This window comes from Clostridium sp. Marseille-QA1073 (assembly GCF_054863625.1).
Genome location: NZ_JBSVQM010000025.1, coordinates 1 through 15,972, shown reverse-complemented (window position 1 = coordinate 15,972; position 15,972 = coordinate 1). Strand labels below are relative to the sequence as shown.

The 15,972-nt window shown below is 28.0% G+C and carries 14 protein-coding genes and 1 pseudogene; 2 read left to right on the top strand and 13 right to left on the bottom strand.

Annotated elements, in window-relative coordinates; genetic code table 11:
• Window positions 1-311: 311 nt before the first annotated feature.
• From ACY1IQ_RS17735 to ACY1IQ_RS17700, 8 genes are all read right to left on the bottom strand, one after another.
• Window positions 312-1,709: an MATE family efflux transporter gene (locus tag ACY1IQ_RS17735; protein ID WP_461615228.1), complete on the bottom strand. Its 1,398-nt coding sequence runs from the start codon at window positions 1,707-1,709 to the stop codon at window positions 312-314.
• Between the two features lie 336 nt (window positions 1,710-2,045).
• Window positions 2,046-2,486 (bottom strand): Fur family transcriptional regulator, encoded by a 441-nt coding sequence (locus ACY1IQ_RS17730; RefSeq protein ID WP_461615227.1) that lies wholly within the window; start codon window positions 2,484-2,486, stop codon window positions 2,046-2,048.
• A 114-nt stretch (window positions 2,487-2,600) separates the two neighbouring features.
• Window positions 2,601-4,445: a heavy metal translocating P-type ATPase gene (locus tag ACY1IQ_RS17725; protein ID WP_461615226.1), complete on the bottom strand. Its 1,845-nt coding sequence runs from the start codon at window positions 4,443-4,445 to the stop codon at window positions 2,601-2,603.
• Window positions 4,446-4,461: 16 nt separating this feature from the next.
• Window positions 4,462-4,683, bottom strand: a complete 222-nt coding sequence (locus ACY1IQ_RS17720; protein WP_461615225.1) for a cation transporter — start codon at window positions 4,681-4,683, stop codon at window positions 4,462-4,464.
• A 188-nt stretch (window positions 4,684-4,871) separates the two neighbouring features.
• On the bottom strand, window positions 4,872-5,093 hold the full coding sequence (locus ACY1IQ_RS17715; protein WP_291565540.1) for a cation transporter: 222 nt from the start codon (window positions 5,091-5,093) through the stop codon (window positions 4,872-4,874).
• A gap of 2 nt (window positions 5,094-5,095) precedes the next feature.
• Window positions 5,096-5,404 (bottom strand): ArsR/SmtB family transcription factor, encoded by a 309-nt coding sequence (locus tag ACY1IQ_RS17710; protein WP_052268093.1) that lies wholly within the window; start codon window positions 5,402-5,404, stop codon window positions 5,096-5,098.
• Between the two features lie 232 nt (window positions 5,405-5,636).
• Complete coding sequence (locus ACY1IQ_RS17705) at window positions 5,637-5,996, bottom strand: ArsR/SmtB family transcription factor (protein ID WP_039633072.1); 360 nt, start codon at window positions 5,994-5,996, stop codon at window positions 5,637-5,639.
• A 416-nt stretch (window positions 5,997-6,412) separates the two neighbouring features.
• The gene (locus ACY1IQ_RS17700) at window positions 6,413-9,349 is read right to left on the bottom strand and encodes an insulinase family protein (protein WP_461615224.1); all 2,937 of its coding nucleotides are present in this window, start codon (window positions 9,347-9,349) and stop codon (window positions 6,413-6,415) included.
• A 716-nt stretch (window positions 9,350-10,065) separates the two neighbouring features.
• Here ACY1IQ_RS17700 and ACY1IQ_RS17695 point away from each other — a divergent pair.
• Both ACY1IQ_RS17695 and ACY1IQ_RS17690 read left to right on the top strand, forming a co-directional pair.
• Window positions 10,066-10,818 (top strand): VTC domain-containing protein, encoded by a 753-nt coding sequence (locus ACY1IQ_RS17695; RefSeq protein WP_461615223.1) that lies wholly within the window; start codon window positions 10,066-10,068, stop codon window positions 10,816-10,818.
• The gene (locus tag ACY1IQ_RS17690; RefSeq protein ID WP_461615222.1) at window positions 10,812-11,501 is read left to right on the top strand and encodes a DUF4956 domain-containing protein; all 690 of its coding nucleotides are present in this window, start codon (window positions 10,812-10,814) and stop codon (window positions 11,499-11,501) included. Before ACY1IQ_RS17695 ends, ACY1IQ_RS17690 begins: the two co-directional genes overlap by 7 nt.
• Window positions 11,502-12,182: 681 nt before the next feature.
• Here the strand turns inward: ACY1IQ_RS17690 and ACY1IQ_RS17685 are convergent.
• The 5 genes and pseudogenes from ACY1IQ_RS17685 to ACY1IQ_RS17665 all read right to left on the bottom strand — a co-directional run.
• Window positions 12,183-12,365 (bottom strand): hypothetical protein, encoded by a 183-nt coding sequence (locus ACY1IQ_RS17685; RefSeq protein WP_461615221.1) that lies wholly within the window; start codon window positions 12,363-12,365, stop codon window positions 12,183-12,185.
• Window positions 12,340-13,080, bottom strand: a complete 741-nt coding sequence (locus ACY1IQ_RS17680; protein WP_461615220.1) for a zinc ribbon domain-containing protein — start codon at window positions 13,078-13,080, stop codon at window positions 12,340-12,342. The genes ACY1IQ_RS17685 and ACY1IQ_RS17680 overlap by 26 nt, the downstream gene beginning before the upstream one ends.
• A gap of 771 nt (window positions 13,081-13,851) precedes the next feature.
• Window positions 13,852-14,058 (bottom strand): 50S ribosomal protein L28, encoded by a 207-nt coding sequence (gene rpmB, locus ACY1IQ_RS17675; protein ID WP_454054899.1) that lies wholly within the window; start codon window positions 14,056-14,058, stop codon window positions 13,852-13,854.
• Between the two features lie 629 nt (window positions 14,059-14,687).
• Window positions 14,688-14,963: a CD3324 family protein gene (locus ACY1IQ_RS17670; protein ID WP_461615219.1), complete on the bottom strand. Its 276-nt coding sequence runs from the start codon at window positions 14,961-14,963 to the stop codon at window positions 14,688-14,690.
• Window positions 14,964-15,372: 409 nt separating this feature from the next.
• Window positions 15,373-15,927: pseudogene (locus ACY1IQ_RS17665) on the bottom strand (valine--tRNA ligase); the annotation flags it as partial.
• Between the last annotated feature and the right edge of the window lie 45 nt (window positions 15,928-15,972).

Below are 15,972 nucleotides of genomic sequence, written 5' to 3'. Positions count from 1 at the left end.
ATGAACCGTCCCCATATTTTTAAAATATTAGCTATCTATCCAATATCTGATAATGGGAATCGACTTAGATCTTATGGCGAACACTGTTCGCCACTACAGTTAATCAATTTTAAATTTCTCAGCAGTTGCTGAGAAATATCCGTAATTGTGCATTGTCCATTTTTAATTCTCCATTGATTAAACTGTTCCCCAGAGGTGAAAAAGCTAGCAATTGCATTGCTAGTAAAAAATCTATTAAAGAAATTAGTTTTGATCAAAACTAATTTTAAACCTTAACTTTCTCTTTAGAATCAATGTACCTGTGAATTGAATTAAATTGTTAAATCATGTCCAGCAAATCCTTTATTCTTCCATTTACCTCTCTTAAAGAAAATTACGGTTATAATAGCTCCCATTGTCCAGGAAACAAGCAATGAAATAAAAGTAGATTCTGGTCTACCTGTAGGATAAGCTGCACTACGGGTTAAATAAGCAATGCCATATGCAACTGGTACACGTAGAACTACTGTAGTAATTATTGAAATCCACATAGGCGTCATTGTATCTCCAGCACCTCTCATTACTCCTAATAAACTCTGTGTTACTGCCATTGCAATGTAACCTACTGCAAGGATTTTCATCATATGCATACTCAAATCAACTAGTTCTTTAGTATCTGTAAATATCCCCATAAGGTATTTACCAAAAATTAATATTAATATTGTTATCACAGTAGAAACACTAACAGCAATTATGGTACCATCTTTAGTTCCTTTTTCAACTCTATCCATTTTTCTCGCACCAATATTTTGTCCAGAATAAGTTGTCATGGCATTACCAAAGGTAAAGTTAGGCATCATAGCAAAAGCATCTACACGCATAACAATTACATTACATGCAATAACCATTTCTCCAAAGCTATTAGTTAGAGATTGGACAGCTATCATTGCAATAGAAAATATTCCCTGTGTGAGGCCAGATGGTAGTCCGAGTTTTATAAGCTTACTAGAATACTCCTTTTTTGGTTTTAACATTTTAAGGCTAAAATCAAAAGTGTTTTTCATTCTTGCTAATTTAATAACACAAAGAACTGCTGATATTCCTTGGGCAATAACAGTAGCAAGAGCAACACCTGGAACGCCTAGTCCCAGTCCTGCAACGAACCAAAGATCAAGTCCTACATTTAAAACTGTAGCAATAAGTAAAAAAACAAGCGCTGATAAAGAATCACCAAGTCCACGAAGAACTCCTGCTAATATATTATAATAAGCAAATCCTGCAATACCAACATAATAAATAATAAGATATTCTGCACACCAATCTATTATAGAATCTGGTGTATTAAGAAAAGAAAGTAATGGACGCGTTACAATAGGACCAATAATCATTATTATTACTGATGCAATAGCAGTAAGTGTTATACAAACACCAATAGTGTGTGATAAATGCTCACGCTCTTTTGCACCAAAATATTGAGCAACCATAATACCTGCACCTGTTGCAATTCCAACAAAAAGTACAAGTAGAAGATTTAATATTGGAGCTGCACTACCAACAGCAGCAAGTGCATTGTCACCTACATATCTACCTACAATAATAGAATCTGCAGTATTATAAAATTGCTGAGCTATATTACCTATTAACATAGGTATTGCAAATTCAACAATTCGTTTCCAAGGTGTACCCTCAGTCATATCTTTTGGAGCAAATAGCTCTGAAATTCTCCCCATATCTCTACCCCCTAAATAAGTCTAAAATATAATAGTAATTATATTTTACTTAATATTCTGACATTTACATAATTATTTCTAATATAAATTAAAATTAGTGTATATTAGATGTAATTCTTTATCAATTTGAAAAATACTTCTAAATCTTAATATATTTTATAAACTTGTTCATTAATCCTCTCCAATCGCCTAGAATTGCTTTTTAAAAGCTATTTTTATAATATTCGTCATAAAAATACTCATTCCTGCAATAATTTATTATATTAATTACTTACAAGGATGAGTACATTTAATTCACTTTACACAAACTTTTTTTTACAATCACATTATATCTAACTACCTACATTTCTCACATATACCATATATGTTAATATCAATACTTCTCACCTTAAAAGCTTTATAATCTTCTCTTTTTAATATCTCTTCTATATCTATCTCTGGAATATAATCTATAATTTCTCTACAGTCTTTACATATTAAATGTACATATAACTTAATATTATGTACTGGAATTTTATTTAATTCATATTTTTTAATACCATTATCTAGTGCAATACTTTTAATAAAATCAAATCTTTTAAAGATTTTTAAATTACGATATATTGTTGAAAAACTTGTTAGTTCATTTTTAGATTTTAAGATGTCTTCTAATTCTTTTGGACTAAAATGACCTTTGGGATGTTCTAAAAAAATTTCTAGTAACTTCATTCTCTGTACAGTTAAATTCTCACTATTTTTCTTTAGAATATCAAGGTAATAATCTATTGTATCAATCACTTATATCCCTTCTTTCCATTTAAAGTGAATGAAAATACAGAACTTTTTACAATAACTATAAAGAAAATGAGAGGTTATTCAAATTCCCCTCTCATTTCTTTATAGCATATAATACTATTTAAGTTTCTTTATATTTAGCACTCTAGTTGCATTTAAGATTGCAATTACAGATACTCCTACATCTGCAAATACTGCTTCCCACATTGTTGCAATACCTGCTGCTCCCATAAGAAGAACTATAGCTTTTACTGATAGCGCAAATACAATATTTTGTTTTACAATTCTTAATGTACGCTTTGATATTTTCATTGCTGTTGCTATTTTTGATGGTTCATCAGTCATAATAACTATATCTGCTACTTCTATTGCTGCATCTGATCCAAGACCACCCATAGCAATACCAATATCCGCTCTAGCTAAAACTGGTGCATCGTTAATTCCATCTCCAACGAAAGCTAGTTTTCCTTTTTCTGATTTTTGTCTTAATAATTCTTCTACTTTTTCAACTTTTCCTGCTGGAAGTAATTCTGTATATGCTTTATCAAGTGCTAGTTCTTTAGCTACTTTCATACCAACACTATTAGCATCACCTGTTAACATAACAGTTTGCCTTATATCAGCTTCTTTTAATTCTCGAATTGCTTTTGCCGCATCTGGTTTCACTTCATCTGCAATTACAATATATCCTGCATACTTATCATCTACTGCTACGTGTACTACTGTTCCTACTATCTCTCCTTTATAGTAAGGAATCTTTATCTTTTTCATTAATTTTGTATTACCAGCATATACTGTCTTGCCTTTTACAACTGCTCGAACTCCATGTCCAGAGATTTCTTCAACATCTGCTATTTCTGATTCATCAATTTTCTTATTGTAAGCTTGTTTTAAAGATATTGAAATTGGATGGTTTGAATAATTTTCTGCATAGGCAGTTAACTCAAGTAATTTTTCTTTGGAAATGCCTTTTGCATTTATCTCTTGCACTTTAAATACACCTTTTGTTAATGTTCCAGTTTTATCAAACACAACCATTTCTGTTTCAGCTAATGCTTCTAAATAGTTACTTCCCTTTACTAAAACACCACTTTTAGAAGCAGCTCCTATTCCTCCAAAGAAACTTAATGGTACAGATATAACTAATGCACAAGGACATGATATAACAAGGAATGTTAATGCTCTTGAAACCCAATCGCTAAATGTAGCTCCTTCTATTAAAAGAGGTGGTAATACTGCTAATATAGCTGCTACAATAACAACTGCTGGTGTATAGTATCTTGCAAACTTTGTTATAAAGTTTTCTGAATTTGACTTTTTACTACTTGCATTCTCTACTAAATCTAATATCTTACTTACAGTGGATTCTTCATATCCTTTTGTAACACGAACAGTTAAAACTCCATTAATATTAATACATCCACTTAGTACTTCTGAGCCTACAGATAACTCTCTTGGAACTGATTCACCAGTTAATGCTGATGTATCAATCATAGAGTTTCCATCTATAACAACCCCATCTAAAGGGATTCTTTCTCCTGCTTTAATTACAATTATATCATCTATCTTTACTTCATCTGGATCCCTCTTTACTAATTCACTGCCACGCTTTACATTTGCATAATCAGGTCTAATATCCATTAAACTAACAATTGATTTTCTTGATTGATCAACAGCATAATTTTGGAATACTTCACCAACTTGATAGAATAACATTACTGCTACACCTTCTGGATATTCTCCAATAATAAAGGCTCCTACAGTTGCAATGCACATTAAGAAATTTTCATCAAATACTTGTCCTCTAAAAATATTCTTAACTGCTTTTAATACAACATCTCCACCAACAATAATGTAACTGATTAAATATAATGCTAATTGAAACTCTGATTTTGCAAGTAATGCTATAACGAATAATGCCCCACCTAAGATTATACGAGTAATACGATTTTTATTATTCATAGCATTTTCCCCCTCTTTAGATTTTCTTTACGATAATATCTGGTTCCATTTTTTTAATTACTTCCTTAGATGCCTCAATAGCTTCTTCCATTTTGTCATCATCTGCTTCTAAGATTAACTTTGTTGTCATGAAATCTACTGTTGCATCCTTTACTACTGGTAATTTTTTAATTGCATTTTCTATCTTTGCTCCACAATTTGCACAATCTAATCCTTGTAATCTAAATTTCTTTTGCATAATTAATTCCCCCTAAATTTTATTACTTTATTAATAATTTCTATTGTGTATTTATTATTAAAAATATATATTTCTTTTTTCTTTAAAATTTATGAGCTATGAATTTTTAAAATGTGCTATAAAGAATAATGCCACTTAAAACTCTGCAAGAAGTATGCTTTTTATTCTTTATAGTATATCACTTCTCTTTAAATTTTCTTTACAATAATATCTGGTTCCATTTTTTTAATTACTTCCTTAGATGCATTAATAGCTTCTTCCATTTTGTCATCATCTGCTTCTAAAATTAATTTTGTTGTCATAAAATCTACTGTTGCATCATTTACTACTGATAACTTTTTAATTGCATTTTCTATCTTTGCTCCGCAATTTGCACAATCTAATCCTTGTAATCTAAATTTCTTTTTCATAATTAATTCCTCCTAAATTCTATTGCTTTATTAATAATTTCTATTGCGTATGGATTATTTAAAAAGTATATATTTCTTTTCCCATTTCTCTTAAAACCTACTAATTTTGAATTTCTAAGTATGCGTAATTTATGAGATATTGAAGATTGTTTATTATTAAGTAGCCTTGCTAGCTCACAAACACACATTTCTTTTTCACTTAGTGCATATAAAATTCTGATTCTTGTTGCATCACTTAAAACCCAAAATAATTCTGATAAGTTGTTTAAAAGATGCTGATTTAAGTGCTTATCATCTCTTTTGTTTACCATTAGTATAATAATCCTTTCATCAACAGTTGAATGAGCGCTCAACTTATGTCTTTATTATAGTTGAGCAATCACTCAACTGTCAAGCATAATTTTATAATTTATTAAATAAAAAAACTGTTACAGTTATATCTTGTATAAGTGGTGATTTAAACTTTCCTTTAATATCAACACTTATACAAGATATTTGTTCTGTAACAGCCTTCTATATCTTTATATTTTTCTTAATTGTTTTCTATTTTTCTATAATGTGATCTAATGCTTTTTCTAAAATATCTTTTACATGTTCATCATCAAGAGAATAAAATACATTTTTGCCACTTCTTCTTGATTTTACTAAATGAGCTTCCTTCAGAGATCTTAGTTGATGTGATATTGCTGACTTTGTAACATTTATTAATACTGCTAAATCACATACACACATTTCATTCTGTATTAAAGCACATAATATCTGAATTCTAGTGCCATCACCCATTATCTTAAAAAACTCAGTTAAATTACGCATTGCATATTCATTTGGCATATTCTTCTTAACTTTATTAAGTATATCAACATGAATTACATTGCAATCATGTGCCTTTATCATATCACTCATTAATAAATCCTCCTGCTAAAGTTAATTATAATTAATATTATGGTGAAGTGATTCCATATTGTCAATTAAATAGCTTATTTGTAGACGGAATTAAACTTTAGATAAGTTACTAACCATAATTCTTAACTATAATTTACAATTGATAATATTTATCCCAAAGATATCTTTTATTATATCAAGTATTCCTTTTATTATGCAATTTTATGTTAACCAATATATACATCCTTATGTCAGTATAAGTTCTACGACTATTGGGATACTTTAATGGATAAGTATAAAATAAAAAATGGATTGTTACACAACTAGCTTAATTGATTAATTGTGCAACAACCCTTTTATATTTATTATTAATGATTTTATAGTATTTTTTAGAATTTGATATTAGATTTAGGTATCAGTTCTAATTAACTCAAATCCTATAACAACTTACTTATCTTATTGAAAATAGCTTCGTTTTCTTTAATTTTTCCTTCATTACCTACTACACAGCAGTAATGCTCATCCATTCCAGATTTAATCATTTTTGCATAGGATTTTATATCTTCAATAGTTGTATTTAAAATTTCATCTCTTTCTCTTTGAATATCTTCATAGGTTATATTGCAAATATAGTCTCCAACTGCTTTTTCACCTTTTTTATCAGGAGTCAATGGTTTATATACTCTACCTACTGTTCCAATTATGAAATTCTCCATATCTTCCTTTGAAAAGTCTACGTCTTCCAAGAACTTGTAAGTTTCATTATATACATCTATTGTTCTTGCAAGGTTTGGATCACGATAGGAGAAAAAGGCTAAATTGCCATCATTGCTCATATCAATGTAACAGCCATAAGCTCCACCTTGAAGACGAACTCTAGGATATAAGTACTCACTCTCCAATATGTTTTGAAGAACTTTCATCTTTCCTGAATACCTATAATCAAGCTTTGCAAAGTTGAATCCCTTAACCACATATTGTACATTGCTAGCAGTTATTAATCCTTCCACATCTTTTGCTTGTTTGTATTCAAATTTAGGAACTTCACATATAGAGTCTTTAATGTTGTCTAAAATTATATTTATACTTGAAAGTAATTTTTGGCTTTCAGTTTCTTCTCCAACTATTGAAACAATTAAATTATTTTTATTAAATATAGTTTCATATACCTTTATAAGGTTACTTTTAATTTCATCACTATTATCTTCAAAATTCTTTTCTAAATTGCATATAAACTCATAATATGAAGCACCATTAATCCTATTTTTATATTCTTGAGCATAGGAGAATTTAGAAAATGCTTTATTCATTGCAATTTCGTGACCTGCATTTATAATCCTCATTTGAAGTTTTGATTTTATCTCTTGAATAACTTGTTTAATTCTATTCATATCATCAAATTTAGTAGTAGTTATTATTTCATTGATTAACTCTAATAACTTAGGGATATTATCTGAAATTACCTTTGACTTAATAGTAAATTTAGGATGATATACTCTATCGTTATTTTTCTCAGTATAAATCTCATTTTTAAAAGTTATTCCACCTGTATTTTTATAAATTTCTGTAATAAGCTCAGAATAGGTTTTTCTTTCCGTATCAAGTTCCCCTAAAATATCTCCTAAAAGCCCTAAATAAGGAATATATTCTTCTTCAATAATTTTTCCATCAAATAATAAATTTATATATGCTATTTTATTTGTGTTAATATGGTGTTTTAGTATAGTTATTCCTCGCTCTTTTATAACTTCCTGAGGAATTTGTTCTGCTTTTTTATCTATCTCTTCCATAGGCAGTTTAGGAATAGTTTTCTTTTCTTCTTCGGTATCAACTTTAACTTGAGCTTCTTGTAATTTTTTATTTCTATCTATAAGCTTTTGTAAATCTTCTTCCGATAAAGAAACTCCATACTTTTCTAGCTTTTCTTCTAAAGCTTTATTTTTTTCATTTTCTAATCCTTTTTTAGGATTTAAAACTACTAGTGAACAATGAGAATTTTTCACCATATTCTTTTCGATGAAATTCTCAAAATATCTATCTTTTATAGCTTCTTTTATATCATTAAGGCTCTTTTCATATTTTAAATGAGCAAGCGGATTTCCGTCATATATCCAGCTATTTAGTACCTTTTCATTATATTGAATTCCCTTATTAGCAATTCTCCATGGATCAGCTTCACGAAGATTAAATTCAACTGTATTTATAGCTGCTTGTAACTGATTTTCATCAATACCATTTTCCACAAGATCTTTAAGAGTGCTTAAAACAATCTCTTTAAATTTATCTTTCATGCTGCTATCAGCATTTTTCACAACTATCGGAAATAACATCTGTTTTGTTGGGTCCATATTCATTTCATCAATGGTAATTATACATTCTCCTATTCCTGCTTTAAGTAGTGCTTCTTTTATAGGAGATGCAGAAGATTCTATGAGCATATTATAAAGTATTTCATTAGTTAAATATGTCATAGCATTGCTTGTTTCCTCAAATGCAAAACTTAGAGCTAAGAAAGCTTTATTTTTTTCCTCTTCATCTTCACTGATAGAATACTGTGATGTCTTTTCTACCATAGCTTTAAAAGCTTCTACATTTTCTATATGAGAAGGTATTTCTATCCTATCAAAATCATTAAGATACTCATCATTTATAAATTTTAAACATTCTTCTAAATTTTGATCTCCATATAAGAAAATATAACTATTAGATGGATGATAAAACTTACTGTGGAACTTTTCAAAGTCCTCTTGAGTAAGATTAGGTATTTCTTCTGGGTCTCCACCTGAAACAAAAGCATAAGTAGTATTTGGAAATAGTGAACTGTATATATCGCTACAAATCACTTGTTCCGGAGAAGACAGTGCCCCTTGCATCTCACTATATACTACACCTTTGTAAGATAACTTATTTGTTTTTGTATCAACTTCATATCTCCATCCTTCTTGACGTAATATCTCATGATTTTCATATATTCTAGGATGTAAAACTGCATCTAAATATACATCCATTAAATTCATAAAATCCTTATGATTTCTGCTTGAAACAGGATAAATAGTTTTATCTGTATAAGTCATAGCATTTAAGAAAGTATTTAAAGAGCTCTTAGCCATGTCACCAAAAGGATCCTTAGTTTTGAATTTTCTTGAACCACAAAGTACAGAATGCTCTAAAATATGCGCTACTCCTGTACTATCTGTAGGAGTTGTCCTAAATCCAATAGAAAATAATTTATTATCATCTTCATTTTCTAAATGTAAAAGTCTTGCCCCAGTTTTAACATGTTCAAATACTCTAGCTACTGATTGAATTTCATCAATCTTATCTTCTTCTAATAACTTAAAACCATGATGCATTTCATTAATTTTAAATTGCATATCAATCGTCCCCCCATAGTTAATAAAAATTTATATATTAAGACATATTCAAGGAAACAATAAATCAGTATGAATCGTCTATTTTGTCTTATCTCTGTCACTAAAACCTATTGATATAACCACTCAGCAGTACTTGTCGACCTGTCCGAGACAAAATATATACTCATTTTCAATCCATTATTTTCTTCTATTTGCCTAAAATAAAAAAGTCATAGATATTTCTTGGCTAAAAACCAAGTTATCCACGACCTTCTACTTCTATAATATAGAATATAAAAAGTCATAGAGTATAGAGAACTCCATGACTTAAAACATCAAAATAACATTTTTAAAAATTATCATCAAGGTCGTTCCAAACATTATTAAATTCAAAATTACTTATACTTCTTAAGTTTTTCATTTACAAACGACCTCCTTTTAAATTATTTTTAACAAGCTTATTTTACCATTATTTTATATATATGTAAATACAATTTGGAATTTATGTACTTTTTACCTAATTTTTTAATTTTAAAATAGAAGAATAAATTCTTCTCTAAAATATTAATATCTTTTATCCATTGTCTGTTAATTTATTTATAATTAATAGTTCTCATGAACTTTCGAATTCATTTAAAGTTTTTTAATTATATATAAAGTTTAAGATTTTTTTAAGCTTATTTTTTTATAATTTGATCATACAAAGAAATAAAATTATAAAAACAGGAGGGAAACATATGGCTATTAAAGCATTTAAGCGTTTTGAAAAAAAGTTCATATTAAATCAAAAACAATATGATGAATTACTTTTAAAACTAGATAAGTATATGATTCAAGATGAGTATTGTAAATCTGGAAAAGTCTATGATATTTATAATATATATTACGATACAAAAAACAATGATGTAATTAGACACTCTATATCTAATCCTTATTACAAAGAAAAGTTAAGATTAAGAACTTACAGTAATCCTACTAACCCAGACAGCAAAGTCTTTCTTGAACTAAAGAAGAAAATAAATGGAATAATAAACAAAAGAAGAATTGTTCTTACATTAAAAGAAGCTTATAATTTTTTAGAATTTGGTGAAAGGCCTATTTCAAATGATTATGTAAATAAACAAGTTCTAGATGAAATAGAGTATTATCTAAACAAAAATACAGTTTATCCATCAGTTTATATTGGATATACAAGAAATGCTTTATTTGGAAAAGAAGATAGGGATTTTAGAATAACCTTTGACTCTAAAATTACTACAAGACGTGATTTTCTATCTCTAGAATATGGATGTTTTGGAACAGATATTTTAGGTAAAAATCGTTATTTAATGGAGGTTAAATTTTTAGGTTCCATACCATTATGGTTTACTAAGATTCTTTCAGAGCTAAAAATATATAACACACACTTTTCAAAATATGGCAATGAATATATGAATTATTGCCTAGAAAATAAAAATAATGGTGTCGAAAGGAGAGCAAAAATATGCTAGATACCTTAATTTCATCAACTACTGGAGAATCTTTTACTCTCATCAATACATTAATTATTATTGCATCTTCAATCATACTTGGATTAGCAATTAGTATTACTTATATGAAAACTAATAAAAAAAGTGGATATAATTCTGCCTTTACAACTACATTAATTATGCTGCCGGTTATAATATCAATTATAATACTTCTTGTTGGTAATAACGTAGCTAGAGCCTTTAGTTTAGCTGGTGCATTCTCAATAATTCGTTTCAGAAGTGCTCCTGGAGACCCAAAAGATATTTCATATGTATTCTTTACTTTAGCAGTTGGACTCACTTGTGGTATGGGCTATATAGGTTATGGTGTAATATTTACAACTATCTTATGTCTTTTAATGATTATACTTTCTGTAACAAACTTTGCAGCACCTAAAGGTAGTGCTATGCAACTTAAAATTACAGTTCCAGAAGATTTAAATTATGAGCGTGTTTTTGAAGAAGTATTAGATAAATATACTACTTCTTATGATATTCAAAAAGTAAAGACTAGAGATTTTGGAGCATTGTTTGAGTTAAATTATATGATTTATTTGAAACCAAATGTAAATCAAAAGAAATTTTTAGATGAGCTAAGATGTAGAAATGGAAATTTAAATATAACTCTTACTTTTAGTGGCTTTGAAGAAAAAATATATGGATAAAAAATTCCCTTAGATATATTCTTCCTGAATATATCTGAGGAATTTTTTATTCTCTTAATTTAATTTCATTTCAATTTTTATGGGATAAAATAAGGATTATATTTAGTTTGCACAAAATTTAGATGTTGAACTATAACAAATCAAGCACGGCAAATATAATTATAGATAAACTACCTTAAAAATTAATATATAGCTAAATATAGCTATATCCTTGAGTATTTCAATTCACAATGCAAAATGCACAATGCACAATTAAGGTGGAAATTATTTTTGATCAAAATAATTTCTTTAATGGATTTTTTAACTAGCAATACAATTGCTAGTGTTTTATTGTAGAGGCGAACAGTGTTCACCAGACTTACCACCTCAGGGGAACAGTAGCGAAGCCCGTAAGGGTTCCCCTGAGGTGCAGTATAGTTCGGAATAATCTTAGTGATTTTACACTAAGATTATGGAGATAAGCAATATAATTTAAATATTAGTTAATGTTGCAGATACAGCACCATATCATACTGCACCCCAGGGGTGGAAGATTAATGCTGAGAAATATCCACAATTCTAAATTTTGAACTTCCGTAATATTAATTTCATCTATAAGTGCTTTTGCCTTTATAAAAATTCTTTCTTCATTTTCATTAACACTTTTTCGTACAAAACCATACTTATTTATACTAGTTTCTATTAAAAGTTATACTCCTTGCTGTCACATCTCTCTGTATTAATACCCTCAAGGATAAAATGCCCAGTATTTTTCTTTTCAAAACTTGGAACAGAGAAACAGCTATATAACGGCAATCCATGTAAACCATGTGGTATATCTTTTTCCTTTATTGTAATGTTATTTTTTCTTTGCTTTTGCTTCAATGTCAGGCTCTAAAATCTTTATCTTATCATAAATTTGATTAAATTCACTTGATTTTTGATTTACATCTTGGTTATATGTCATTAGTGAGCCTTGTGGTGATGTAGCTTGGCTATAAATTTGTCCATATATACTATATAAATCTACAAATAATTTATAAGCTTCTTCATAATCTTCAGGTGGATTACGTAATTCCTTCATATTTTTTTCAATGTTATTCTTTGCAGTTTCTCTTTCTTTAAACACACCTTTATCTTCCCACTGTTTTTGTTGCTTTGCTATTTCTGTATTAAAATCTTTATATGACGAATCAATAGCATTTCTCCATGTGTCTGAAATTTGGCTACACATAAGTTGTGAAGTATATGTTTCAGTTAAAATATCAAGGGTTGTTTTTGCAAAAGTTAATTCATATTTTTCATGATATTTTTTTGCTTCTTCTGCTTTTTTATTCTTATCATAGTATTTATATCCAACAAAGCCTCCTACTATTAAAATTAATATAAGAGCAATTAAAATGATTTTATTTTTAGCAATTTTATTATTTTTTATATTTATATTATCTTGTTTTTTATTACCTTCACTTTCCTCATAAATATCCTGCCTCATATCATTGTCTTTCGTCACCTCATTAATCTTTTCATGTAATCTTGAACCACATTTGTTACAAAACAAACTTTCCTCTTGAATTTTTGTCCCACATTTTGGACATGTCATTCCCAATCTCCCCTTTCATCAGCCATAATTAAATTATAGTATATATATCTATAAATTCAATAATTTTCTTAAGTTGTTTAAAACAATAATTCTCTATCATAAAATCTTAAACTCTTAGCGTCTTGAATAAATTATTTTGAAGCGCATTATATAAGTTTAATCTATAATATATCTGACCTGTTTTTTTATATTTTCTTAAAACAGTTATTAACGAATAATCATTTAGCGCCAGCTTTAATTGCCAGATCAATATATATAATAACTTTCATATCTTCATATTCAGTAAGTTACTCCAATATTTAATATCTTGGAAAGCATAATCATCTGTACTTTTTTAATCATTCTACATTTCTTTATAAAAAGATTTTTCACCCATAGTCTTCTTCTTACACATTAAATAATAATTCAAATATTCATCCTATAGTATTTTTTACACTTAAGCATTTCATCTTTATAAACATAAAAAAAGACAAGGTAGTATTTATTCTATCCTCATCTTATAAATTATTATATATTTTCTCTCATTCACTCCAAAGTCCATCGTTTTCAGTAAAACTTATAATTGATGATTCTTTAATGCTTCTTATTCCTGAAATTTTGTGTTTTAGCAAATGAACCATTAAATCTTCCTCATTTAAAATAATTTCAACTACTAATATACCTATTATTTTAAATTTCTCTAACTAGAATTATTTCAAAAACCAGTGTAATGAATATCATAAATCACACTGGCATATAACTTCATATATACTTTAGAAAGCAAAGTAATTTCTATTGTTTTATATTTCTTGTTACAATATTAGAACGTAAGCATCTTGTACAAATATATATTGTTTTTGGTGTACCATCCTCTAATATTTTAACTTTTTTTAAGTTTGGCTTAAAAGATCTATTTGATCTTCCACTTACATGAGAACGGGACTTACCAATTTGCTTCCCGTAAACTGTCGATTTTTCACATACATAACATTTTGCCATTATAAAAACTCCCTTTTATTATTTTTTATTCTTTTGCTTATTAAAAATACATTGGCATAAACTCACCCCTTATAAAAAATAAAAAGGCTATAATGAAATTAGATTTTATTTACAACCTCAATAGGATTATTGATATACTATATATGCAAAATATATATACAAAAACCTATCTATTACATGAAAAAAACATACGTCAAGTATGCTATCTAATAACATATCAAATACAAAAATATGCAAATTAAAAGAACATGACAAAACATATACATTTCTTTTAATAGCTAAATTTATAAAAGTTCTAAACATAAAAATTATTTCTTAATGTTTCTTATCTCAAAAATTATATCTATATATTCTAATATTTAAATTAACTATATAAATTTACTCCAGATTCAATTGCTATACTAATAATAAAATCTTTTTAATTATATTTATTGGGATTATAATCCCCTAACTATATACTAAATTGTTTTTACTAATTATTTATACTTCACTTGTCTTACCATTGATACTATCCTTCCTTGAAAATTCTATTTAAATGATATCACTAGGTAAATCCCCCTATCAACCTACAACATTTTTCTGAAATAAAAATGCGCCATTAAGCATTTTGCTTATGGTGCATTTTATTATTAGATTTCTCTTTTTATTTTTAAAATAATTCTTTGTATACTTTTGGGAGATAAATAATACATTTCAGAAAGAGCTTTTACAGGTACCCCCTCTTTATATTTCTTATAAATCTGCAAATTTCTATTATAGGTTTCCTTTTTGCTCTTAGTAGTCTCTCCCCAAGGCTTTCTATTACATTCCTTTTTGGGAATATAAATATATTTACCTTCAACGTATTCTTGAATTAAATCTAATACTTCCTTTGGCAACACTTCTGTTGCTTTAACATAGCTCATTAATATGCTCCTCCTAAATATAAATTCATTTTAGGATTGAGCAAAGGCTATTTTATATTTTACTATTATTTATTAATATTAATGCAATAGCCTCTGCTACGCATTAAATGCAGGTGTAGTCATAAAGTTATTTCCCCCCTCTCCTTAATTTCTTATAAATACCTTTCAAATAGTTTACCACAAATTATAATATAGTTCCAATTATATGAATATTTAGAATTAGCTGAGCCCCAAAGATCTTTTAAAGATTCAAAAATCATCCATTTATTTTTTAGCTTTTTTAGCAACACATAACATTCCGCATGTGCCTTATGCTGGAACATATCTATTAGTTTCACTTTTATAGTTTTTATATCTATTACTAAAGTTGCTGCGTTTACTACTTCACTTAAATATAAATTACTACTATTTATTTTAAACCTTCAATTCTCTCAACTATAGCTTTAAGCATTTCTTTATATTTTTCACCTTTAGCTTTTTCATCATCAACTATAGCCTGTGGTGCTTTTGCAACGAATTTTTTATTAGAAAGCTTCTTTTCTACTCTATCAATTTCACTTTCTAGCTTTTCTCTTTCCTTATTTAATCTTTCTAATTCCTTTTCTATATCTATTAAATCCAATAGAGGAAGAAATATTTCAGCTCCTTTAGTAACTGCGGATACAACATTTTCTGAGATTTGTTCTTTAGAAACTAAGAATTCAACCTCACTAGCAGAAATTAATTTTTTAAAATGCATTATTCCTTTTTCAGAGGCTTCTTTAGCTTCGCTTGCAGCAAGTATCATTAATTTAGCTTTTCTTGAAGATGGAACCTTCATTTCAGCCTTTATATTTCTAACAGTCTTAATGGCTTCTATAACATAGGTCATTTTTTCTTCTGCATCTTTAAATAAGTTTTCTTCACTATATTCTGGTCACTTAGATATTGTACTTGACTCATATTCTCCATCTAAATAAAAGAATTTTTTCTAAAACACTACTGGAGAAAAATTCTCCTTTTTTATAAT